Genomic DNA, 24797 nt, shown 5'->3' with positions numbered 1-24797 from the left:
AGACAGGGCCAGAGGCGCTGATCGATGCCTGAAAACTCACTGATTAACCCCGGAGTACACGTTATGCCAATGCCATGCTACTTGAGTATCGAAGGCCAGAACCAAGGCACGATCGAAGGTTCCAGTACCGTTACCGGTCATGAAGGAAAGATCCTTGTCCAGGCCGTCGAACACCTGATCGATATTCCCAAGAACCCGCAGACCGGCCTGCCGGCCGGTAAGCGTGTTCATCAGGGCATGACCCTGACCAAGGAAATCGACAAGTCTTCTCCAAAGTTGCTGCAAGCCCTGACGTCAGGCGAGCAGCTCAAGTCTGTTGTGCTGGAGTTCTATCGGATCTCGCCTAAAGGCACCGAAGAAAAGTACTACACCATCACCCTGAGCAATGCCGTGCTCGTCTCGGCCCGCACCTGGGTGCCGAACGTGTTGAGCCCTGAGTTCAAGCAAATGGGCCATATGGAAGACATCGGCATCACCTACGAAAAAATCGTCTGGACCTGGGTGCCGGACGGTATCGAAGCCGAAGACTCGTGGTTGGCGCCAAAAGCGTAAACCAGCCTCGGCTGTTCAATGCCGCCCTGGTCCAGGGCGGTGTTCTTGGCATTGCAGAAGGTACACCGCGTTGAGAGAAAAGCGATTGCTGGAGCGCATCACAAGCCTGCAGGTCGAGACCGATCGTACGCATCTGACCCAGGCGCAAGTGTTGACGCAGTCGATCGTCCAGCATCTGCAACGCATCTTGAATACCCGGCGCGGCAGCGTGCCGATCGACGCCGAGTTTGGCGTACCCGACTTTACCAATCTGGCCGGTTCGTTTGCGACCGGCGAGACCACGCAAATAATCGAGAACATGACTCGCATGATCGCCCGCTATGAGCCTCGCTTGAAATCGCCGCGCATTCTGGTCGCCGAAGGTGCCCAGGAAGTGTTGTCGCTGAGTTTCAGTCTTGAAGGCGTGGTGTCGATCGATGACCGGGACATTCCCATTCACCTGGCAACGCGTGTGTCTTCGGACGGCCGCGTGTCCCTGGCGATGCACTAAGTCATGCTCAACAGCCATTATCAAAATGAACTCAACCAACTGCGCCGTCTGGCCGATGAGTTCGCCCGCCGCAACCCGGCCCTGGCACCGCTGCTGGGGGTGGACTCGGCCAATGACCCGGACGTCGAGCGCTTGCTCGAAGGCGTGGCGTTTCTCACCGGGATGGTTCGCCAGCGGTTGGACGACGAGTTTCCCGAGTTCATTCAAGAGCTGGCGCAACTGCTCTATCCCCATTACCTGCAACCCTTGCCCTGTCTGACGCTGTTGCAATTCCAGTCCCGTACGGGATTGCAAGAGGTCTCGCGTATCGCGGCCGGATGCGAAATCGCCTCTGTACCGGTCGACGGCCAGCGGGTGCGCTTTAGCAGCACCGCAGCGGTCGATCTGGAGCCGTTGCAACTGGTCGGCAGTCGCTGGGATGGGGCTGCCGGTGAAGAACGCAGCCTGGTCCTGGACTTCGCATTCACCACCGCCGATCCGAAGAGTTGGGCGGCGGACAGCCTGCGTTTCTACCTTGGCGATGGCTTGGTCGATGGCTCCAAGTTGTTGCGTCTGCTGCAGCTCAACCTGCGCGAGATTCGCATCACCGCCCAAGAGCAGCCCATGACCGTATTGCCGGCTTGCCATTTGCGCGGCCTGGGATTCGATGCAAGCAACACCTTGCTGCCGTTTCCCGACACCGCGCACCCGGCGTACCGTTGCCTGCAGGAATACTTTGCGTTGCCCGAGAAGTTCCTGTTTATCGAGCTTTGCGGGTTCAAGCAATGGCGGGCGAGGGGCACCGACGGGCGCTTCAGTGTTCGCCTTATGTTCGAGAACCTGCCGGACTGGGCACCGAATCTGTCGACCAACAGTTTCATGCTGGGGGTGACCCCGGCGATCAACCTGTTCGCCCAGGAAGCGCACCCCCTGCGTATCGACCACAAGCAAGTCGACTATCGCATCCAGCCTGCCGACCATGGCCAGCGCATGAGCATGCGGATTCATTCGGTGCTCAAGGTCAGTGCGTATTCCGTCGGAGGCGGGGAGCGACTGCTGGAGCCGTTCAATACATTCTCGCAGCGCGACACCTATAACCTGCGCATCCGCGCCTCGAGCATCGATGCCCAAGGCTACGACCACTATCTGAGCCTGCCCTACAGCGAAGGCAAAGTGCCGGGCGAGATGACCTTGTCCATCGGCTTGCTCTGCACCAATGGCAAGCTGCCGGAAAGCCTGCGCCTGGGGGATTTGAACCAGCCCACCGACAACACGCCGCCCAGGGTCGAATTCAAGAGCATTCGTGGCATCACACCGTGCCAGCCGCCCAAGTTCGACGACAAGTTGCTGTGGCGCATGCTCTCGCAGCTCAATGCCAACCACTTCCGCCTGGCCGATCGCGACTACCTGCGCGGCCTGCTCGCGTTGTATCTGCCCAGCGTCGGCGAAGGTGCCCAGGACGCCAACCAGCGGCGCATCGATGCCATCGAAAAAGTCACCGTCAGCCACGAGCGGCGTTTTATTCGCGGATTGCCGATCGAAGGCAGTGTGGTCCGGGTCGAGTGCCGGGGTGACTATTTCCTCAGCCCCGGCAATTTCTACCTGTTCGGTTGCGTGCTCGATGAGTTTTTCGCCGGCTGTACGGCCATCAACAGCTTTACCGCTTTCACGCTGTTCGACAGCGTCAACCACGAGACCTTGAAATGGCCAGCGAAGATCGGGCACCAACGCCTGTTGTGAGCGATCCGCTGCTCGATGACGGCGGCGAGTTCGGGTTTTTCCAGGCCTTGCGCCTGTTGCGCCTGCGGTTCCCGAGCGAAAAAGACTTCGTCGACAACGTGCGGGTCCGGCCGCGGTTGGGGCTCGGGTTTCCGCTGCGGGATATCGAGGGGATCGAGCAGGACGAAGACGGTCGCTATCGGATCGAGGCGAACTTTTTCGGCCTGTATGGCGTGACCTCGCCGTTGCCGACGTTCTACACCGAAGACCTGATCGACGAGCAACTGCAAGGCCACTCTGCGGGACGTGACTTTCTCGACATCCTGCATGCCTCGCTCTATCCGCTGCTGTTTCGCGCCTGGGAAAAGCATCGGATCTGGATCGACATTACCGAGCGGCGCGACGTCAAGAGCCTGCGCCAGTTGCAGGCGTTGATCGGCATCGCGGATGCGCGTCCCGAGCAGCGCGATCAATCCAACGATCTGCTGCGTTATGCCGGGTTGTTCAACCAGTACCCACGCTCGGCCCTGGGGTTGCAGCAGTTGGTCAAGGCGGTACTCGGCGATGTGGCCGTGGAAGTGGTGCCGTGTGTCGAGACGCGCCTGCGGATCGACCGCACGGCACGCACGTACCTGGGCATGCAGTGCGGGGTGTTGGGCGAAGACAGCCTGCTCGGTCGTGAAGTCATGGACCGCAGCGGCACGCTGGATATCCGCCTGACGTCCCTGAGTACCGCGCGTTTTCACGGGTTACTGCCGGGACAGGCGCTGTATCAACAGCTCGAACGCTTGGTGGCGTTGTACCTGCAGACGCCATTACGCAGCCGCCTGGTCATGCGCCTTGCGGCCAATAAACAACAGTGCGCTTCGCTGGGCGGCGGCTGGCAGCGACTGGGCCTGGATACCTGGCTCGGTGACGGAGATACACAGGACGATGTTGTATTCATGCTGACGGCCGAACACGGACCAATGCTCGAAGAGAGGGCTCGCTAGATGATTCAGGTAGAACTCAAACCGCTGTTCGCACGGCTCAATGTGTACAGCACCAAGGCCCTGGAGAACGCGGCGGGCCAAACCCTGGCGCGGGCTCACTACGAGATCTCCCTGGAGCACCTGCTGCGCCAGTTGCTGGAAGATCCGGATGCCGACACGACGCGCATCCTCACGCGCTTCGAAATCGATCCGATGCGCCTGCGTGCGCTGCTGGATGAGGGCCTGGCGCAACTGAAAAACGGCAACCCCGGACGTCCAGTGTTCGCCGGCCTGCTCACCGAGTGGATTCAGGACGCCTGGCTGATTGCCTCGCTGGTGGTCGGCACCGGGCGGATTCGTGGCGGTTCGCTGCTGCTGGCGCTGGTATCGCGCCTGGGTTACTACACCGCCGGTACACGCTACGGCGAACTGCTCAAGCCGATTTCCACCGATGCCCTGACGGCCGAGTTTGCTCAGCTGTTGGGCGGCTCCAGCGAAGGGCCGCTGGACAGCCTGCAGACCGGCGCGGCCTCCTCGAATGTCGCCAACGCTGGCGGTACCGCACGAGCCGCTGAAGACAATATCGCGCGCTTTTGCGAAGACCTGACCGCCAAGGCGACGGCAGGGCGTATCGACCCGATTTTTGGTCGTGATGATGAAATCCGCCAGATGATCGACATCCTTGCCCGACGTCGCAAAAACAACCCCATCGCCGTGGGCGAACCGGGTGTGGGCAAGTCGGCGGTCGTTGAAGGGCTGGCGTTGTTGATCAGCCAGAACGAAGTGCCGGACTTTCTGAAAAATACCCGGCTGCTTAGCCTGGATCTGGGGGCACTGGAAGCCGGGGCCAGCGTCAAGGGCGAGTTTGAGAACCGCCTGCGCGGGGTTATCGAAGAGATCAAGGCATCCGCCACCCCGGTCATTCTGTTTATCGACGAAGCGCACATGTTGATCGGCGCGGGCGGTGCAGCGGGCGGCTCTGATGCGGCCAACCTGCTCAAGCCAGCCCTTGCTCGTGGCGAGTTGCGCACCATCGCCGCCACGACCTGGTCTGAATATAAAAAGTATTTTGAGAAAGACCCGGCGCTGGCGCGCCGCTTCCAGTTGGTCAAGCTGGATGAGCCGAGCGTCAAGACGGCCGTGCTGATCCTGCGCGGCCTCAAGGGCCATTACGAGAAAGTCCATGGCGTCAGCGTGCGTGACGACGCCATCGTCGCCGCGGCCGAGTTGTCGGATCGCTATATCACCGGGCGCCTGCTGCCGGACAAGGCAGTGGACCTGCTCGACACCGCCAGTGCCCGCGTGCGGATCGGCCTGGGCATCAAGCCTGCCGAACTGGAGCGCATGGAGCGACAGTTGTCCGGTCTGGCCCGTGAGCTGGCCGCGCTGGAGCGTGACCGCAGCAACGGTTTCCCGGTGGAGGTGCAGCGCCTGGCCGATATCGCGGATGAACAGGCAGGTATTGAAGACTCCCGTTTGACCCTGGAAACCCGCTGGGTTGCCGAGCGCGACGCGGCGGTTCGAGTGCTGGATGCGCGCAAGCAACTGGCCTTGAAAGAAGACGATCTGCCAACCCCCGAAGAGGGCGAAACGGCCCATGTTTTGGCTTCGCTGGTCGAGCGGCAGGCCGCGCTTGAGCTGGCCCGCGAAGAACTGGCGGCGCTGCAAGGCGACGAGCCGTTGCTGTTCACCGAGGTCAATCCGGACGCCATCGCCAAGGTGGTTTCCGACTGGACCGGCGTGCCGCTCGGTAAAGTCCTGCGTGACGCCGCTGGTGGCGTGCTGGCCCTGGCTTCCAACATCAAGACGCGGATTCGCGGTCAGGACACTGCCGTCGAGCAAATCGCGGAAATCCTCAAGGCCGCGCAATCCGGCCTGCGCGATCCGCAACAGCCGCTGGGTGTGTTTCTACTGGTCGGCCCTTCGGGTGTCGGCAAGACCGAAACCGCCCTGGCCGTGGCCGAGCATTTGTTCGGCGGCGAGCAGGCGATGATCTCGGTGAACATGAGCGAGTACCAGGAGAAGCACACCGTCAGCCGCTTGGTGGGCTCGCCCGCCGGCTATGTCGGCTTCGGCGAGGGCGGTATGTTGACCGAGGCGGTACGCAAGCGTCCGTATTCGGTGGTGCTGCTCGATGAAGTGGAAAAAGCCCACCTGGACGTGGTGAACATTTTCTATCAGGTCTTCGACAAGGGCAGCCTGTCCGATGGCGAAGGGCGGCAGATCGACTTCTCCAACACCGTGGTGTTGCTGACCAGCAACCTGGCCACCGAAGAAATCCAGAACCTGTGCGTCGACGGGCGTCCCGATCCGGACACCCTGGCGGAAAAGATCCGTCCGACCCTGTCCCGGCATTTCAAACCGGCGCTGCTGGCGCGCATGACCATCGTGCCGTTCTTCACCCTGGGTGGCGAGCAACTGGCGGGCATCGTGCGCCTCAAGCTGGGCCGGCTCAGCGAGCGCCTGCTGGCGGCGTCGAAAGTGCGCCTGACGTTTGCAGACGAGGTCGCCGCCGCCATCGCCGCGCGCTGCACGGAAGTGGAGAGCGGGGCACGCAATATCGATTTCATTTTGCGTAAAAGCCTGACACCGCGTTTGTCTGACGTGTTGCTGGGGGCGATTGCCGATCAGCGGCCGCTGGCCGGCTTGCATGTGGCAGTGGATGCGCGCGGCGAGTGGATCATTACCCCGCAAGAAACCGATGGGATCAGGTCTTTACCCGAGCGTGAAGCGCTGCTTGAACCCCTAGAGTGACCGCTCGTTTACCGATTGAAGAACAAGGATTGATTGATGGCTCTCAATGATCACGCGCTCTGCACTTTCGCCAGCCTGGCCCCCTCGCTGCTGCTCGAAACATTATGGGTGCAGCAGTGGCAGGGCGAGGAAAAGCTCTCTCAGCCCTATCGCTTCGAGGTTCGGCTGGCCACGATCAATCCGTTGTTCGACGACGAAGCGCTGCTGGGCAACCGGGCGGTATTGACCCTGAGCGATGCGTTGGGGCAGCCACATCCCTATCAGGGCGTGGTCACGGAGGTGGATTATCTCGACGCCGATTCCCTGTATTTCTACTACCGCGTGGTGCTGGAACCGCGTTTCGTGCAGTTGCGTCATTTCCGCTTTTCCGAAATCTGGCTGGACAAAAGTCTGCCGGAGCTGATTCGCGACGTGCTCAAATTGGCTGACCTTACTGTCGAAGGGCCGGGCATGAGCGGGTTGCCGGGGGCGGCGTATGACTTCGATATTCGCCTGCCGCTGGCTGATGATCGGCTGACCCTGGCGACGTTCACCTGCCAGTTCGAGGAAACCAGTTTCGCGTTCATTTCACGTCTTCTTGAATATTTTGGCGTGTATTACTTCTTTGAACAGGGGCCTGACGGCGAGGCGCTGGTGCTCTGTGGCGACCAACGCTACCAGCCACAACTCCCCAGTCTGCTGACCTATCGCCGCCAAGATTCGGAACTGGATGTAGGCCGGGTCCTGGCGGTGGCACGCACCTTCGAGCGTAAGCTGGTGCGGCAAGCGGCACAGGTCACGCTCCAGGACTTTTCCGCGAGCAACGCGCAGTTGAAGCTTGAGGTCAATGCCTCGGTGGCAAGCGCCAGCCTCGGGGCACATGCTTCGCTCGAACAACGCTCGGCGCTAGCGAATTCGCCTGTATTTATCGGCAAGCAAGGCTTGTATGGCGAGCACTTCGGTTCGCTCGAACAGGGGCAATGGTTGGCGGATCGCCGCGCCCAGGCCATCGGGTGCCGTCAACGGGAGTTTCATGGCAGCGGTCGAGCCACCGGGTTGCGCGCGGGTTATCCGATGCTGTTGGTCGGCCACCCGCGTCCACTGTTCAATGCCGGTTATCAGGTCATTGAAGTCCACCATGACGGTTATCAGCCGTTGCCAGGGCTGGGCGCGGAGGGGGAAGGGCCGGGGCAGGGGATCAACACGCGGTTTATCGCCTTGCCGGGCGACGTGCAGTACCGCGCCCCCTGTGTGACCCCTCGGCCGTATGTGCAGGGCGTGCTCAGTGCGGTAGTGGATGGTGATGAAGATACCGGTCGGCCGCTGCTCAATGAGCATGGTTGCTACAAGGTGAGTTTCCCGTTCATTTGCGGTGAAAAGAATGCGGCGCGTGGTTCGGCCTGGTTGCGTATGGCGACAGTCTCCAATGGCTCAAGCCATGGCATGGCATTTCCACTGCTGAAGGGCACGGAAGTGCTGGTGTCTTTTCTCGGCGGGGATCCTGACCGCCCCGTCATCACCGGCAGCGTACCCAACTCGGAAAATCCGGCGCGAGTCGCGATGGATAATGCGACACAGAGCGGTATCAATACCCCGGGCGGCCATTATCTGGCGATGGAAGACAGTGCATCAGGCCCGATGATGCGAATGGGCGCCCCCGTGGGCAATACGAAATTGACCCTGGGGGAGGGCAACATCAGCGGCGCGCATCTTCAAACCGACAATCATATGCAGTTGGCATCCAACTCGTACAAACACGAGGTTTCCGACATGTATTCCCATAGCATGGGAGGCGGAATCGGCATTTCGTCCAATGGCGCGAACAATGAGGACAGTCAGGACCCACCCGCGGCTGATCCCGCTCCGGCACCCACGCCCACACCCGCATCTGAACCTGCGTCAACGACGCCAGCGGCGGCGGCGAAAAAATCACATACCGTCTTTCCTACTTTTTCGCACACAGGGAGATTCCAGGATTATCAGATCGCTCCGACTGCGACATTTACGCCGTCCTGGTCGATAAAAATGGAGGCGACGCTGGAGCAGACCTCTGCGTCGATAGGCTTGCTGAAGCAAAGCTTGAATGTCATGGGATGGGAGATTGCCGTCAGTATTGCCGGCCCCAAAACGACATACTCGATGAGTCCGGGTGGCCGGGAATTCAAGCTAGGGTACAAGTCGACCTTGGGTACTCAACTGTCGGAATGTCTTAACTCGAAGAAAAAACACATGACCGATACAGATGAGATCATCAATAAGGTTGTGAACACCGGCACCTATATTCACAGTACGACAGCCCTGACGAAGATTGTTTGTGGACCGCATAGCATCTCATTGACGCCCGCCGGAATTGCTATCTCTTCACCTGTGACGCCCATCACCTTGCACGGAGACGTCCATGTCAGCGGCCAACTTGTTGTTAGTGGCGATACGATCACCAACAACCTGACCGCGATCATGAATATCAAGGCTGGCATGGCACTCAGTACCAACAAACTGGAGTCGACCATCATTAAATCAACGCAGCCCATTTTGGGTACTGTCGTTGCCCCGACCATGGTCGCCGTCGAGAAAGCAATGATCTTTGCAATGGATGCAAGCGTTGAAGTCAAAGCTCAAGCGGTCACTGTAGCCAGTGTGGTGAACCGGACAGCAGACCAGCTGAATACAGTCGCGCAAACTGTACGAGAGGTAGCAGGTGTTGTATGAAAAACTACAAACTTGATGAAAACAGTTTGCTACTGATTGTCCGTCACCAGTCCCTATCTTCGAAATACTTGGTGGCGACTATTGGTTTTCTGATGAATCTTCAGACGGGCAGGACGATACCCGCCAAAGACAGCTGGGACTGGATTTCTTCTCGATTTTGCGGTGTGGCTTTCGATCGAGGCCTGAAGAAAAGCTTTGGCACCTTTGCGTTACATGGACAGGCATTCGCGCTCAATGAGCAACAACGAACAGCAATGCCTGTCCATGTACAGGTGGGTTCATGCGAGAAAACCTTGCATGCCTTCGCGCCGCGACGTTGGCGTTACGGGCTGAGTGGCTGGAATGCAGTCTCCAGCGGTAGCTTGGAATCGGTTGCGCTGGATTTTCAGCATGCATTTGGTGGTGACGGCTATGCGGACAATCCGGAGGGTGTGGGCTATGTCGATAACCCTGACCCACGGCAACAGATTGCTCTGCCACAGATAGAGCACCCTGGTGCACCGTTGCGCAGTCCAATGGATCGTCCATCGCCAGCCAGCTTTTTGCCTATGCCGCCGCAGTGTGTCGAACGAAAGGTATTCATGGGTACGCTGGACGAGTCCTGGCTGAAGCAAACCGCACCCTGGTTACCAGCCGATACCGATCCGCGATGGTTCAATGAAGTGGCTGAAGATCAGTGCCAGGCGCACTACTGGCGCGGTGATGAACTCTGGTCGGTAAGCGGCATGCATCCACGGCATGCGCAGTTGTCCGGCAACTTGCCTGGCCTGCGTCCTCGACTATTTGTGGAACGCATTGAAGGTATCTCGGCCATTGTCGAGCAGCCTTTGGACCTGGATACGGTGTGGCTGTTTCCGAACGACGAGCACCTGCTGCTGCTTTATCGCGCGCAAATACCGGTCAATGAAACCGATGCTGAAGATATCGCTGCATTGGGCGTGGTGTGTGAGCAGCGGGATGATCCGGTCCTGAGTGCCCAAGCCTGGATTGACAAACTGTGGGCCCAAGAAACTGTCGAACCAGTCACGGCGGCTGCATTTGAAATACCCACCTTTGACAGCGAGCAGATGTTGCGCGATCTGCAAGCGCAGGCGGATCAAATCCACGCACGAGTTGTGGAGGCTCACCAGGAAGCCTTGCAGGCCGCGCAAAAAATGGCCGCACGCATCGGCAATCCGTTCGATATATCCAAGTTTCCGCCACCTTCACGTGTTGATTTCGCTGAAGCGATTGCGCAACGCAACGTCACGGATCTGGCGGCAGACGTACCCTTTGATCCTGCTGCACTAGAGGTAAACATTCGCGCTGCTGTTGCCGAGTCTGAGGCGGAGGGGCATCACTATGTAGCGCAAATAGCCAAGCGTTTTGATCGTACCGCTGAATCCATTTATGGCCAGGCCGCCGAACTAAAGGCTGCACGCCCGGCGCCATCATTTAATGCCGCCTCCATGGTGGATAAATTACCGCTGCCGGCAGCCAGAAAAGCTGAGTATCAAGCCAGAATCGAGGATGTTTTCACGCAAGCCGTGTCGGTTGAAACACATATCGCTACCGAGATCGCTGCGTTGACCGAGCAAATTTTGGCAACTACTGCGCTCCTGCCAGCGGCCGGGTTGACCGTGCCTAAGGTTGACTGGACCCGTGAACTCATTGAATCGGCATATGCGGCTTCGCAAACTCTGGAAAATCAAAAATTCACAGGACTTGATCTGTCAGGCATCAATTTAAGTGGCGCCAGCTTGATGGGTAGCTCATTTGAAAAGTGCACGTTAACGGGCTCCGTGCTGACCGCCGCCGCCATCCATCAGGGTGTCTTTATCGACTGTGATTTGGCACAGGCGGATTTGCATGAAGGGCAGTTGTCCTCGGCTTTTTTCCAGCGTTGCTGTCTGGACGATGCCAATCTCAGCGGTGCACTGGTGGCTGATGTCTATGCCACCGGATGCAGCCTCCTGCGAACACAATTTACAGCGGCCATCCTGCCTCAAGCACAGTTCGTCGACTGTGCATTGGACAACGCCGACTTCACCCGCGCCGGACTGGCCGGTACAAGCTTTCGCAACTGTACGCTGACCGCGGTGAGTGCCGTTGAAGTCGACCTGTCAAAATCCAGCCTGGATGCCTGCAAGGTGGACTGTTTGAAGGTTTCTGGCGCCGATCTTGAGCAAGCGTCCTGGTCGCAAGTGACCGGCACTGCAGTGGATGCCAAAGGCGCGAAGGCCGTTAATTTTCGCCTTGATCAAAGTTGCCAGTTGCCCGGTATCTGTCTGGATGCTGCGCAATTACAGCGGGCCAGTTTTCAAGGCGCGAATCTACGGGGGGCCAGTTTAAAAGGCACGACACTCAAGCAGGCGCTTATCAGTCGCTGCGATCTGCGAGACAGCGACGGTTACCACCTGAACGCGGTACAGGCTGACTTCACCGGCAGTGATCTCAGGCAGGTCCGTTGGCAAGGTGCAAACCTGATGGAGGCGCGGTTACGTAAAGTGCAACTGGATGCAGCGGATCTAACCGGGAGCAACCTATTCGGTGCCGTGACCGAAGCGGTCCGGGGCAAGGACGTTGTATTGGATCGAGTCCTGCTAGGACGGTGCCGCCTGAAAGAGGATCTCGCCCATGTCTGAGCAAACATTGACAGCCGATCAGTTGCAAATGCTGGTCGCGGAGCATGAACCGTTAGTGGGCCTTGATCTGGAAGGTGGAAACTACTGCGCAATTGATCTTCGAAATGCCCGTTTTGAGCGCGTCAATGCGCGTGGCGCAATCTTTTCACAGGCGCAGCTTGAAGGCTGTTCGTGGATATCCAGCGAATTGTCCGCAGCGCAATTCGACGATTGTACGTTTACGGACGTAATGCTGACCGATTGCACGTTAAACGGTGCGAGCCTGCTAGGTGCCCGGCTGGATCATGGTCTATGGCTGCGCTGCAGTGGCAATGACTTGGATTTGCGCAAGACCCGCATCAAGGGCTTGTCGGTGATAGAGAGCGTGTTTGCCCGCGCGCGTTTCATCGAGGCAAGCATGGAGTCCAGTCAGTGGGATACGTGCACCCTGACTGATCTGCAAACCGCTCAAACTCGCTGGTCACAGGCACGCTTTATCAATTGTCTGTTGGAGCGGGCGCGTTTCGTCGCAATTGTCCTCCATCAGTGCGCCTTTGATCGTTCGACGCTGACGGATGCGGATTTCACGGGGTGCGATGCCCAGTCAGCGTCTTTCTACCAGAGCCAGGGTCAACGTGTGGTGTTCAAAGGTGCACGCCTGGACAACGCTATTTTTTCCAATGCGCAGATGTCAGGTGCCAATTTTACTGGGGCCAGCCTGAACATGGCGTGTCTCAATAACGCCGATTTATCCGATGCAATGTTGTCCAGGGCTTCACTTGAGTATGCGCTGTGCGAGGAGCTTCATGCGCCGAAGGCAAGCTTCATCGACGCCAACCTCAACGGCGCCGATTTTCACGGTGCCGACCTCGCCCATTGTGACTGGCGCGGTGCCAACTTAGACGCCATCCGTCCCGAAGACAGCGAGCGCCTGGCGGCGCAACGCTGGCTACCAGCCCTATAGGAACCAGCGATGCAAGAAGCCCTGAACTTTATCGATACTCCTGCCGTATTGCGCCATGCGCAGATCAATGCGGTCAGCGGCGAACGTTTCGGCGTCGTCAGCACCCAAGGCCATCGCTACTGGTTGAAACCGGCCATGGGGTGCCTGCTTCAGCCTGCCGTCGGCGATACGGTACTAATTACTCTGGCGGGGGAAGACGGCTACATCCTTAGCGTTCTGGAGCGTACTCAACCGCAACCGGCTCAACTGCGTGTAGAGGGTGACGTGCATTTCAACCTGCCCAGCGGCGCATTGAGCATTGAAGCCCGAGACGGCCTTTCGGTGGATGCGGGCACCATGCTTGCATTGCGTGCCGATCAGACGGTGGCGCATTTCGCTGAGGCTCAAGTTGGCGTCACCACGCTTAGCGTCACGGGAGAACGTTCTGATCACTACTGGAGCGAGCGCAACGACAGCGCAATCAGGCATTGCGAAAAAGCGGTGCGACATACCGCGAACTACAGTCAGAGCCGCCGTGAAGTCAAAGGCCATGAGGAGCTCACCTCGGGGTCGCTGCGTCAGCGAGTCGACAAAGGCTGGAGCCTGCGCGGCGAGACGCTGGATTTGTTTGCCGAAGTCACCGTTGCCGTAAGCGGCGAACGAATCAAACTGGGCTAAGAGAGAAGTAGCTATGTACATGCTCAACAATGGTGGCGCGACCGCAAGTTCGACAGTGCCTGATATCTGCAAAACGCCTACGCCTGCTGGACCGGTGCCAATGCCTTATCCCAATACGGCTGATACATCCATGGCTGATCCCGGTGGCTTGGTAATGATGGTTTTGGTCTGTGGTTTGCCTGCAATGAATCTCATGAGCAAGGTTTTGTTGAGCAACGGCGACCAGGCTGGCGCAGCGGGCGGCGTGGTGAGCGGAAAAATAATGGGTTCGATGGCTTTTATTGATGGCAGCGCCACGGTCATGGTGGGCGGTATGCCCGCCGTGCGGCTCACCTCGCAGACAGCTCACAACGGAACCCCGCCCAACACCATGGGTATGGTCAGCGCTCCAAGCCAGACCATGGTCATGGTCATGTCCTGATCAAGGAAGCGGTGCCAGGCAATAAGCAGGCAGCGCTCCACATCCCGGTTATAAGCGGTGAAGTTAAAGCCGCCCGACGGCGAATGAATAAATTGGGTTAAGGGTAGGTGTGATGATGCTTAAAAATGCAGCCGTGCAAAACGGTCTCACTGCTTTCGGAAGGTGCAAAACGCCGATACTCGTACGGGTGCTCGAATGATTAAGGTATTCGCGATACTGCTCACGCTCTGTCTGCTGCTCACCGCCTGCAGCTCCCAGGACCTCACCCCCGAGCAAAAGGCCCTCACCGCGCTCAAATGGGACTACACCGAAAACGCCATCGAGTTGAGCTTCACCGCCGATAACGACCTCAATCAGTACGACGGCCAGGCGCATAACCTGTTGGTGGTGGTCACGCAGTTCGATCAGATCAGTGCGTTTTCCGCCTACACCGGCAGCTCCCAGCAACTGAGCAGCTTGTTGCTGATGAACAGCGCGCCAACCGGAATGATCGGGCTGACGCGGCTGTTTATCGAGCCAGGCCAGACCCGCACGTTAAGCCTGCCGCGACTCGAGGGCGCGAAGATGGTCGGCGTCGCCGTCGGCTATGCGCACCTGGACCCGACGCGCAGCGTCAAGCTCTATCAGATCGGCGTCGACGTGACGTCGACGGGGTTCTTCAGCAAGACCTGGACCGCCACGCCACGCCCCATCGCCATTGACCTGCTTGTCGGGCCCGATGCGCTGTTGCGTGGCAAGGAAAGTCGCCTGGCGTTGCCCAAACCGGTGCAGCCCCGAGAGGGCGAGGTGCGCCTGCCGGGCGCACAGGGCTGACCTGCTTGTGGTGAGCGTTGCAGCGACCACGTTTTTTAAAATTTTTGCCTGAAACCGAGCCCTATGAATATCGATCAGTTGTTGTATTGGCACCAGGGCTTGTTCCTCCAGCCTCAGCATTTTCAACAGAACGATGCGCGTATCGAGCATCGTCTGACCCGTACCACGGAATTGAACCATCCGTACCCGTGGGGCCTGATCTCGCTGAAGATCAACGAGCCCGCGTTGGTTGCCAAGCAATGCCTGCTGGAGCAATTATCGGTGCGCTTCGCCGAAGGCACGCTGGCCGAGTATCCGGGCAATGCGATGCTGGAATCGCGCGCCCTTGACCTCGGCGAGTTCAGTGGCGGCCGCACGCTGTTCGTGGGCTTGCGTCGCTTGTTGCCAGGCGATGCCAACGCGCAAGTGTTCGAGACACTGTCTGCAGGTTCCCGGGCTGAAGCACGCTTTATCGTGGCGGCCGACCCGGAAGTGATCGGTGATCGTCTCGGCGATTCCCCGGAAGCGCGGGTGCGCCCGATGTCCTATGTATTGCGGCTGTTCTGGGACGATGAGCTGGAGCATTTGAGCGCCTATGAGTTGCTGCCGATTGCGCGTTTTGAGCTGGACGGTGATCGCCTCCGGCCGGCCCAGCGCTACGTGCCGCCGTCGGTCAATCTGGCGGCATCGCCGATGCTCCTGCAAACCTTGCGTGAAGTCCGTGACGAACTGGTCGGGCGGGCGCGGCAATTGTCGGTGTACAAGCAGCCGGGCGAGTCGCGGCGCGGCGATCTCGATGCGGCCCAGGTCAATCATCTGATGGCCCTGGCGGTACTGAATCGTTATGGCCCGTTGCTCACCCATTTGTTGGAAACACCGCAGGTTTCGCCGTGGCAGCTTTACGGCACCCTGCGCCAACTGGTCGGTGAGTTGAGTCTGTTTTCCGATGTCTGCGACATGCTCGGCGAGACCCCGGATGGCCGTCAGTTGGTACCGCCCTACAAACATGAAGACGCAGGGGCAGCGACGATTGCACTGGTGGCCTTGATCGGCCAGCAACTGAATGAAATCAGCATCGGCTCGGAGTTGCTGGTTCACCTGCAACCACAGGAAGGTTTTTATCAGGCCCCCTTGCCGGACGCGTTTTTCGGCCCGCGGCATCGTTACTACCTGGTGGCGCGCAGTCTGGGCGATCCGGTGTGGCTGGCCGAGAGCCTGCCGTTGGATGGCAAGCTGGGAGCCCTCAGTGTCATGCAAGGCCTGGTCAACCGCGCCTTGCCCGGCGTCGAGTTGATCTACTTGCAAGTGCCGCCCCAGGGACTGCCGCGGGTGGCCGGTGCGTTGTACTTCCGTGTGGAAACCCTGAGCGATGGCTGGGAAACGCTGGAGCAGGAGCGTCAGGCCGCGTTTTTCCTGCCGCAGCCGCCGGCTGACCTGAGTATCGACCTGGTGGTGGTGCGCACATGATCAATCCCCGCCTGGCCGACTGCTGGATGTCGAGTTTCGAGGCTGCCAAGCGCGGCTTCGTTGATCCGGAGCAGTCCTATGAAACGCTCGCGCCGGCACTCATCGTGCGGCTCGATGGCGCCGCCAATCGGGCTCGCGAACTGCGTTTTGCCGAGGCCGAAGTCCGTGAGGCGTTGTTCGCGGTGGTTGCCTGGATCGATGAGGCGGCGATGTCCGGCGAATGGCCGGGGGCGGCAGAATGGCGGCGGGCACCGTTGCAGCGTCACTACTTTTCCACCAGCCGTGCCGGTGTCGAGTTCTTCCAGCGCCTGGAGGCGTTGCCCGAAGCTGCGGTCGGTGCCCGCGAGGTCTTCGGCCTGGCTTTGCTCGGCGGCTTCCAGGGGCGCTACGCGACCCGTCCGGGGGGTGAGCTGATGCAATACCGTCGGCTCTGCCTGGAGCGGATCATTCTCGATCGGCAGATGGTACCGCTGGATGCCGACAGCCATCTCTTCGAACAACCCGAGGACCACTTGCCGACACGTCTGCGTGCGGTGCGCCGGGGCTTGCCCGGTCTTTCGTTGCTGCTGCTGATTGGGGTGCCCTTGATTGTGTTGACCGTGCTTTACATCAGTCTCGATCTCTCCCTGGGTCGACAAGTCAGCCAACTGCTGGAGATGCGCTGATGTTGAAAAAAGCAGGGGTGTTGTTGCTCGGGTTGCTGCTGTTGGTCTGCATTGTGCTGCTGCTCTGGGGCCTGGCGCTCTACGAAAGCTGGCCATTGTGGTACGTGCCGGTGATTTGCGTCGTTACGCTGTTGGTGGTTTTGTGCCTGCGTTGGATCGGCCGACGCTGGTATGCCTGGCGCTTGCGTCGGCGGATGAACAGCGAGTTGCCCCAGCGTCGCCGCGATGAAGCGCCGGCGCTCGATCAGGATTGGAACAGCGGCGTGCAGATGTTGCGCCAGTCGCGCCTGAGTCGATTGGGTTCACCGCTGTATGTGCTGCCCTGGTTCCTGATGCTGGGCGAAAGTGGCAGCGGCACCCGCACGTTGCTGGGCAACAGCGGGTTGACCTCGGCCTTGCGTTCGACCCGCGGTGGAAAGCCGGCGGCCTCGACCGGGGCCCTGGATTGGTGGTTCCTTGAACGTGGAGTGATCATCGAACCCGCCGCGCGCATGGCCGAGGGCAACAGCGACGCGGGCCCCGAATGGCGGCGGTTGCTGTACTGGTTGCTGCGTTCGCGACGCCGCGAACCCCTCAACGGTGTCCTGCTGGTGATTGACTGCCAGCGCCTGTTGAACGACTCCGATGCAAGCCTGGCCGAGCAAGGACACAATCTGCGCCGCCGTCTTGACGACCTGGTGAAAGTCTTTGGCGCCCGTTTGCCGGTGTATTTCATCATTACCGGTGCCGAAGCCTTGCCGGGTTTCAGCCAATGGGCTTCGGCCCTCACGCCGCCGCAACGCGAGCAACCGTTTGGCCTGCTGAGCCGACAGCGCACGGGGGCGGCGCAGGTGTTTCTCGAGGAAATGTTCAGCGGGCTTGGCCAGCGCCTGTTCGACTTGCGCATCGAGTTGGGCGTGCGCGGCCTGCCTGATCAAGATGCCTTCAGTCTGCCGGAGCGCATCGTCGACTTACGTTCACGTATGGAACATCTGCTGTTGCCGGCGTTTGACGCCAACCCCTACAGCGAGTTGCCGCTGCTCTGCGGGCTGTTTGTGACGGCGCAAGGGCAAGAGGCAGACGGTACAAGCGAAGGCTGGTTCAGTCATGAGCTGTTGGGACAGCTGTTGCCCGCGCAACGCCATGCCTATCAACCCATCGATAGCTGGCATCGCTGGCGCAGGCTGTTGGCCCATGCTGCCGTGATTGGCTGGTTGGGACTGTGTGTCGGCTTTGGCGCCTTGCTGGTGTATGCCGACCACCACACTCAGGCCGTGCTCACCGAAGCGCTCGACGAACCGCCGACGGCCGAGGATTTCGACGGTGGGTTGGAGACCGATCTGGATGCATTGCGGCGCTTTCGCCAAGCGTTGATCAGCCTGTCTGCCCAGCAGCAGGGCGGATGGCATGGCTTGCTGCCGTTCTCGCGCCATATCGACCAAGTCCAGGCGCACTATCGCTCCGACTACGTCAGGCTGTTCGACAGCGAAATACGCACGCCGGTCTTCGACGGTTTCATTTCGCAAAACCTGCGCGGCGCGCTGAACAGCGGCGATCCACGGCTGATTGCCGCGTATGCCGAATTCCTCGTGCGGCGGATCAACCTGCTCGATGCCCGCCTGAATAATCAGTCGATGGATGACTTGCCGTTGCCCGGTTTCGAAGTGGGTTTCCTGAACTTGACCTACGGCTCCAGGCAAGCGATCAGCGCCGGGCAGTTGGTCACCCTGGGGAGCAGCTATCGCTCCTATCTGGAGTGGCAAACCGATCTGGCGCAGATGCAGAGTCAGCGCGCGGCCTTGCTGGGCCAGTTGGAAAGCATGGGGCTTGAAGGGCGTCCCCTGACGTGGCTGAAAGCCTGGGCCGAACTGCAGGGTAATCTGCAGCCGATCCGGCTGTCGGAATACTGGAACGATAGCGGTAACCCTGACCTGAGTCTTTCCGGTGCCTACACGTCGCAAGGGCACAGTGCGATTTTTGCGTTCATGGATGAACTCGGCCTCGCCAGCCGTGACAGTGCGTTATGGAAGACGCAACGGGTGAAGTTCCTCGATCAGTATCAAAGCGATACCCAGGATGCCTGGTATCGGTTTATCCAGGGCAGCCTGCTCAGTGCGCAGACACGCTTGAAGACGCGCAGTGACTGGCAATTGGCCCTGAGTGTGGTCGGTACGCCCAACGATCCGTTCCTGAAGCTGCTGCATCGCAGTGCCGAACGGTTTGCCCTGATCCCAATCGAGCAACGGGCGCTTTGGGCGAATCGTGCGGTGTCCCTCGACCGTTTGCTTGAACTGGCCGGCAACAACGACCTGCATGCCGAAGCCGGCGCGCTGGGCAGTCTGAAAATCACCAATGCCTTGGGAGGAGATGTGCTCAAAGGTATGGCCAATGGCGGTTCGATCGAGAGTGGCGTCAACGGCTTGCGTGACGAGTTGGCCCAGGCCCGTGCATTGGGCAGGTTTCAGATGTTGATGAAAGGTGTGGTGGCCGATCTGCAAAAAAGCGATGCGCAAGCGTTCCAGGTGGCCATGGATACTTGGGGCTTTGGCGCCGATCCTTCGGTGAAGTCCGCGCCGCTGTGGGAAGCCGATAGCGTGCGCAGTGCATTGATCCAGGCGCTGAAGGGGCCTGATCCGCGTGAAGATGTGGTCTGGTCGCTGGCGACCGGCCAGCTGGACTTTTCCTCGCACTATGTCTCTGAAGTGGCGGCCTGCCGCCTGCAAAGTGATTGGAGCGGGCAGTTGCTCAGTTCGATCCAGGGCGTGCAGGACCCGGTCATGCTCAACGAGCTGCTGTACGGCGAGCGCGGTCAACTGCCGGCATTTATGAGTGGGGCGGTGAAAACCTTCGTGCAGCGCGATGTGCAGCGCTACAGCGGACGGGAGGCGCTGGGTGTGCAAATTCCGCTGACCGGTGCGTTTTATGCGTATGTCAGTCGTATGCAGCATGCGCGCAACGATCTGCTCGGTGCCGAGCGCCAGAGCCAGGCCCAGCAGGCCACGGAGCATCAAAGCCGACAGGCACTGGAAGCCGAGCAGAAAGGCCTGGTGGCGCAACGGGCTGAGCTCAAGCAGAGCATTGCCATCCTGCAGGCCACTGCGGCAGTGGTGGAGTTGTCCGCCGCGCCTTCACAGGTCAACCTCGGCGCCCGTTCGCTGCCTCAGCAAACGCGCCTGACACTGCAATGCAGTGGCCGCTCGACGGTGTTGGATAACTTCAACTTTCCCACCAGTGCCAGCTTTGTCTGGGCACCGGGGGCCTGTGCCGATGTCACCCTGGAGATCAGCTTCGCCAACTTCAAGTTGACCCGGCACTGGACCGGGGACCGCGCGTTCGTGGACTTCCTGCGGTTGTTCAATGGCGGGCAACACACCTTTGGCGTCGATGATTTTCCGAGCCAGCGCAACTTGATGGGCAGCGAGAATCTTATCGGCATTCAACTGACCTACCGCCAGGAGGGCGAACAGGTCTTGATGGACAAGTACAGCCAGGCCGACCAATTGCAGCGTCAGGCCGTTGTCATCGATGCACAGTTGAACGGCATCGCCGAACAGTTGACGGCCATGGATGCCCAGGCGGCCGCAACCAGTGTCCGTCTGGCCGCCCTCGGTTCGCCCACCGAGCAGGGGGTCGCGAGTATTCAACCGCCGACCCAGATTGCCTGGTGCTGGACGCCCCGGCCCGTGGCGACGGGGTTGTCGGCCGGTGAAGGGCTGCGGTTGGATCTTGGCACCTATGACAACGAGACGCGCTTGAAGAACCTTGAAGCGCAATTGCGCATCTTGGGCTTGACCAGCCGACGCGAAGCCACGCAGTCGATAACCGGTGACAAGGCGACGCGGTTGCTGGTGGTGGCGTTGCGTGACGACGCGGCCGCGCAACGGGCGATTCGTGACATCGTGGGCAAAATGGGCGTGGCCGCCACACTCGACAGCGCAGCTGCCGGTAAGGTCGACCTGTGACGAAGGGCTGGCGCGCGTCACTGGCGCTACGCATTACCGGTGTCCTGGCGCTGGTGCTGGCGTTGAGTTGGTGCGTGGCCGCCGGGCTCAGCGCCTGGCGTACGTATGAACAACTGCAAGGCAAGGCGCTGGAGGATCTCAGCCAGCGCCTGGCTTTGCTCTCCAGTGTGGACAACGACGATTTTCGCGACGCCGAGGAGGGCGCCAGACGACTGATGACGCGCTGGAACAGCGGCGCGGCAAACGAGTTTGGTGGCAATATTTTCCAACGCAGCACCATGGACTGGGTGCTCAATCCGTCCGTACAAGACGCCTCGGCCACGGAACGGTTGTCCCGCGCCGCCTCCGCCGCCGAAGCCTTCGGTACGGCCGGCCAGGCGATGACAGTCGATACGTTTTTCTATTTTCCCGACGCTGGGGCGGCGTTCTCCACGCAAGTCGATATTCCTTCGGGCTTCGCCCAGGCCCGAGCGACTCATTTGCGCGCGTTGTTCGACGGGTTGTCGGCAGATGGACGCCAGGTTGTCTGGGACGGACCCTATTACGAGCCGTCGCTGGGCCGCCAGTTGATCAGCGTTGCGGTGGTCGCCCGGGATGCCTCGGGCAAACCCTTGTTCATGACCGGCTATGAATTGAAGCTGGATGAGCGTTTGGCCCGTATCGGGCAGTTGCTCAAGGGCTATCCCACTCTGTTGCTGGATGCACAAGGCCAGCGCATTGCCGATCTTTCCGGCAATACGCTGGAGGCGGTTTCCCGCGACAGGCTCAAGCAATTGATCGCGGATTTGCCTGCTGCGGCCGGCTTCCCGCAGATCGGTCGCTTCGACGCCGACACGCCGATGGTCGTCGCTCACCTGGGGCAACCGGATTGGTATCTGTTGACGCTGTATCCGCAAGCACAGCTGCGCGCAGGCGCGTTGGGGCTGATTCTCGCCGAGGTCCCCTTTGCTATTGTCGGCTTTATCCTGTTGGCCCTTGGTTTACTTTGGGTATTGCATCGCGAGTTGGCGCGGCCGCTGGCACGGTTTGCGCGGGAAATCGAAGAGACCGCCCGTGGCGACGACCTGTCCCGGCGTTTGCCACAGGCGCGCGCGGATGAGTTGGGCCGCTTCGCCAGGGCTTACAACCGTTTGCTCGATGCGTTGCAGGCCCAACAGGCCGGGCTGGAGAACCTGGTGGCGGTGCGCACTCAGGAACTGCAGGGCGCCCGGGATATCGCCAACCAGGCCAACCAACTCAAGGGGCAGTTCCTGGCCAATATGAGCCATGAAATCCGTACCCCGATGAACGCTGTCATCGGCATGAATCATTTGCTGGCGGATACGCCGCTCACGCCTCAACAACAGCATTTTGTCACGGCCATCCGCGAGAACTCCGAAGCCTTGCTGGCGTTGATCAGCGACATCCTGGACTTCTCCAAAATCGAATCGGGCAACGTGAATATCGAGCAGGTGGAGTTCGATCTGACCGAAGTGCTGGAAGATGTCACCGAACTGCTGGCGACGCGTGCGGCGGAGAAGGGCGTGCGCATGATCTGCCACATTGCCACCAATGTACCGGGCCACGTGAGCGGCGATCCGTGGCGACTGCGGCAGATTCTGCTCAATCTCTTGAGTAACGCTGTCAAGTTCACGGCCAGTGGCTCGATTCGCTTGCTGGTATGGCGGGCGGATGGCGACCGGCTCGGGTTTCAGGTCATCGATACAGGCATCGGCATCGCGCCGTCGGCACAGTGTTCGGTGTTCGAGGCATTTTTACAGGCCGATGCCTCCACCACTCGAAACTACGGCGGTACCGGGTTGGGCTTGTCCATCAGCCAACGCCTGGCCAGGTTGATGGGCGGGGGAATCGAGTTGCAAAGCCAAGCGGGTGTGGGGTCTGCCTTCACGCTGACCTTGCCTTTGCCGCAATGCCCGGCGCGTGCAGCCGATGCTCCACGGTTGTGGGGGCTGCGAACCCTGGTGGTCGATGAGCACGCCGATGAACGTGGGGCGTTGATGGAGATGCTCGGCCAGTGGCAGATGCTGTGCCAGGGCGCGGCGTCAGCCGAAGAAGCCTTGAACCTGATGCGCGAGCAGGCGCAGCTGGGGATCATGTTCGACTTGGTATTGGTCAATTGGCGCCTGCCGATGGTCGATGGCATCGAGTTCGCCGACCTGTGCCGTGCCGCCCCGACACTGGCGACCACGCGCATCGTGCTGATGGCTTCGCAGGTGGAATCATTGCCGTCTGCCGATGAGCTGCGTGCCTATGGTCTGGCCGCGTGCGTTGTCAGGCCCCTGCGTCGACAGCCTTTCTACCGAACCTTGTGCGAGGTGCAGAGCGGCGCAACGCCGACGCTCAGCGAGACGCCATCGCCGTTGCGCAGTCTGGAGCGACATGACTTCAGCCTGGACGTCTTGGTGGTCGATGACATAGCTACCAATCGGGAGATTACACAGTTGTTCCTGGAGCGTTTCGGTCATCGCGTCATCCATGCCCGCGACGGCGTCGAAGCGCTGGAGATACTGGGCCGGAAGGTTTTCGATGCGGTATTGATGGACGGACAAATGCCGCGAATGGATGGCATGGAGGCTGTTCGTCAGTTGCGTTCGGGGCAGTGCTCAGTTCTGGATGAGGATGTTTACGTCATCGCTTTGACCGCCAATGCCATGAGCGGTGACCGTGAACGGTTCATCGAAGCCGGCGCCAATGACTATCTCGCCAAGCCGGTCTTACCGACGCAACTATTCGATGCGATCTCGCAAGTGATCGCACGGCAGCAGGCACGGGGGATGGAATTGCGCAGCGTAGAGCCCGCAGTGCCGCATCCGACAGCGCCCATGGCAACCCTGGTGCCACTCCACGAACAGGACCCGCTCCGAGCACCTCGTCTGCAGCGTTTGTTCATCGCGGACTGCCAGGCCTTGCTGGTTCGGCTCGAGGAAGCCGTCGCGCAGGTCGATCATGCCGAGTCCGCGCGTATCGCCCATAGCCTCAAGGGGAGCGCCGGGCAATTCGGTGAGGCGGCGCTGGAGGCGTCGGCAGCGTTGATGGAACGGGCTGCGACTGAATCGGATGTCACCACGATGGTCGCGGCGCTGTTACAGCTGCAAATGCATGGTTCGACCCTGGTTGCGCGTCAGCCAGGCCCCTCTGGACAACCTGGAAAACCCGATGATGCCTGAGTGCCGTTTGCTGCTGGTGGATGATCACGCAATGATTCGCGAGGGCTTGTGTGCTTTGCTCGCCGATGTACCGGAACTGACCGTGGCTGGCGAGGCCGAAGACGGTCAGCAAGCCATTGCCCTGTGCCGCGCCTTGCAGCCCGACCTGGTGTTGATGGACCTGAATATGCCGTTGCTCGATGGCGTCTCGGCCCTGAGCTTGATCGCCAGGCGCTGGCCCGCCATCCTCATCATCGCTCTGACTTCCACGGTCTCCGAACATAACGCCGCGCTGGCATTGGAGGCCGGCGCGGTTGGTTATGTGCTCAAACGAAGCCGGCGGGAGGATCTGCTTCAGGCCATCGCCCAGGTGCGCCAGGGGAGAATCTATATCGATTCCGGTCTCGATGCCGCGCAAGTCATGGCGCTACGCGGCGCTGGGCACGCGGCCAGCGGTGTCAGCCTGACCGGACGAGAACGCCAGGTCTTGAAGCTGGTCGCCGAAGGCGCGCGTAATCGAGACGTTGCCGAGATCCTGTGTATAGGCCTCAAAACCGTAGAGACCCATCGGCTCAACCTGATGAGGAAACTGGACGCACACAACGCTGCTGATATGACTCAGTGGGCCTATCGGCTCGGATTGCTTGGAGAGGATCAATGATCGATGGTCACCCTTTGATTAGGCGAGGGGCGTCGTAGACGCTATGAGCGCCTTGACTTAACCAGGCGACACTCCAGCATCACGCGAGTCAGCAACCCCCGCCATACAGTCACCATTAATGATCGGCAAATGGCTTGGAGGTGGGGCTAGGTGGTCGTTCTATTAATCACTCCTCTTTATGACTTTGATATGCCCCAAAAACAAGTCCAAAATTGAGTCAGGTCGATGCCACATCAATCCGGTAACCGCTGTTCGCTCATATTCACCGTGCAATGCTGCTAGGACGCTGCATCAGAGTGCTCTATCGCTCCATGAGTAATCCTGAAG

16 protein-coding genes are annotated in these 24797 nt (G+C 60.0%); all 16 read left to right on the top strand.

Annotated elements, in window-relative coordinates; translation table 11 throughout:
• The first annotated feature begins 63 nt into the window (after positions 1-63).
• Entirely contained in the window at positions 64-552 is a 489-nt protein-coding gene (locus M5C01_RS16810) for an Hcp family type VI secretion system effector (RefSeq protein ID WP_152740302.1), read from the top strand.
• A 70-nt stretch (positions 553-622) separates the two neighbouring features.
• Positions 623-1042, top strand: coding sequence for a type VI secretion system baseplate subunit TssE (gene tssE / locus M5C01_RS16805; protein WP_231998145.1), 420 nt, complete (start codon positions 623-625; stop codon positions 1040-1042).
• 3 nt (positions 1043-1045) lie between these two features.
• Complete coding sequence (tssF, locus tag M5C01_RS16800; RefSeq protein ID WP_152740303.1) at positions 1046-2761, top strand: type VI secretion system baseplate subunit TssF; 1716 nt, start codon at positions 1046-1048, stop codon at positions 2759-2761.
• A complete protein-coding gene (tssG, locus tag M5C01_RS16795; protein ID WP_152740304.1) occupies positions 2725-3732 on the top strand; it encodes a type VI secretion system baseplate subunit TssG in 1008 nt (335 codons plus the stop codon). Before tssF ends, tssG begins: the two co-directional genes overlap by 37 nt.
• Complete coding sequence (tssH, locus tag M5C01_RS16790) at positions 3733-6465, top strand: type VI secretion system ATPase TssH (RefSeq protein ID WP_152740305.1); 2733 nt, start codon at positions 3733-3735, stop codon at positions 6463-6465.
• A gap of 36 nt (positions 6466-6501) precedes the next feature.
• Positions 6502-9153 (top strand): type VI secretion system tip protein TssI/VgrG, encoded by a 2652-nt coding sequence (tssI, locus tag M5C01_RS16785; protein ID WP_152740306.1) that lies wholly within the window; start codon positions 6502-6504, stop codon positions 9151-9153.
• On the top strand, positions 9150-11777 hold the full coding sequence (locus M5C01_RS16780; RefSeq protein ID WP_152740307.1) for a DUF2169 domain-containing protein: 2628 nt from the start codon (positions 9150-9152) through the stop codon (positions 11775-11777). The genes tssI and M5C01_RS16780 overlap by 4 nt, the downstream gene beginning before the upstream one ends.
• Positions 11770-12720 (top strand): pentapeptide repeat-containing protein, encoded by a 951-nt coding sequence (locus M5C01_RS16775; protein WP_152740308.1) that lies wholly within the window; start codon positions 11770-11772, stop codon positions 12718-12720. The genes M5C01_RS16780 and M5C01_RS16775 overlap by 8 nt, the downstream gene beginning before the upstream one ends.
• A gap of 9 nt (positions 12721-12729) precedes the next feature.
• Positions 12730-13377 (top strand): DUF3540 domain-containing protein, encoded by a 648-nt coding sequence (locus M5C01_RS16770; RefSeq protein ID WP_152740309.1) that lies wholly within the window; start codon positions 12730-12732, stop codon positions 13375-13377.
• Positions 13378-13390: 13 nt separating this feature from the next.
• Positions 13391-13798, top strand: a complete 408-nt coding sequence (locus M5C01_RS16765; RefSeq protein ID WP_152740310.1) for a DUF4150 domain-containing protein — start codon at positions 13391-13393, stop codon at positions 13796-13798.
• A 195-nt stretch (positions 13799-13993) separates the two neighbouring features.
• Entirely contained in the window at positions 13994-14611 is a 618-nt protein-coding gene (gene tssJ / locus M5C01_RS16760; RefSeq protein ID WP_152740311.1) for a type VI secretion system lipoprotein TssJ, read from the top strand.
• Between the two features lie 63 nt (positions 14612-14674).
• Positions 14675-16057 (top strand): type VI secretion system baseplate subunit TssK, encoded by a 1383-nt coding sequence (tssK, locus tag M5C01_RS16755; RefSeq protein WP_152740312.1) that lies wholly within the window; start codon positions 14675-14677, stop codon positions 16055-16057.
• Complete coding sequence (locus M5C01_RS16750) at positions 16054-16722, top strand: DotU family type IV/VI secretion system protein (RefSeq protein ID WP_152740313.1); 669 nt, start codon at positions 16054-16056, stop codon at positions 16720-16722. The genes tssK and M5C01_RS16750 overlap by 4 nt, the downstream gene beginning before the upstream one ends.
• Positions 16722-20663, top strand: a complete 3942-nt coding sequence (locus M5C01_RS16745; protein ID WP_152740314.1) for a type VI secretion protein IcmF/TssM N-terminal domain-containing protein — start codon at positions 16722-16724, stop codon at positions 20661-20663. Before M5C01_RS16750 ends, M5C01_RS16745 begins: the two co-directional genes overlap by 1 nt.
• Entirely contained in the window at positions 20660-23830 is a 3171-nt protein-coding gene (locus tag M5C01_RS16740) for a response regulator (protein ID WP_178129907.1), read from the top strand. The genes M5C01_RS16745 and M5C01_RS16740 overlap by 4 nt, the downstream gene beginning before the upstream one ends.
• A complete protein-coding gene (locus M5C01_RS16735) occupies positions 23763-24470 on the top strand; it encodes a response regulator (RefSeq protein ID WP_248764354.1) in 708 nt (235 codons plus the stop codon). Before M5C01_RS16740 ends, M5C01_RS16735 begins: the two co-directional genes overlap by 68 nt.
• Positions 24471-24797: the final 327 nt, after the last annotated feature.

It is taken from the genome of Pseudomonas sp. MWU12-2319 (genome assembly GCF_023242525.1).
GTDB classification, from domain to species: Bacteria; Pseudomonadota; Gammaproteobacteria; order Pseudomonadales; family Pseudomonadaceae; genus Aquipseudomonas; species Aquipseudomonas gingeri_D.
This window is presented reverse-complemented; position numbering and strand designations above follow the sequence as displayed.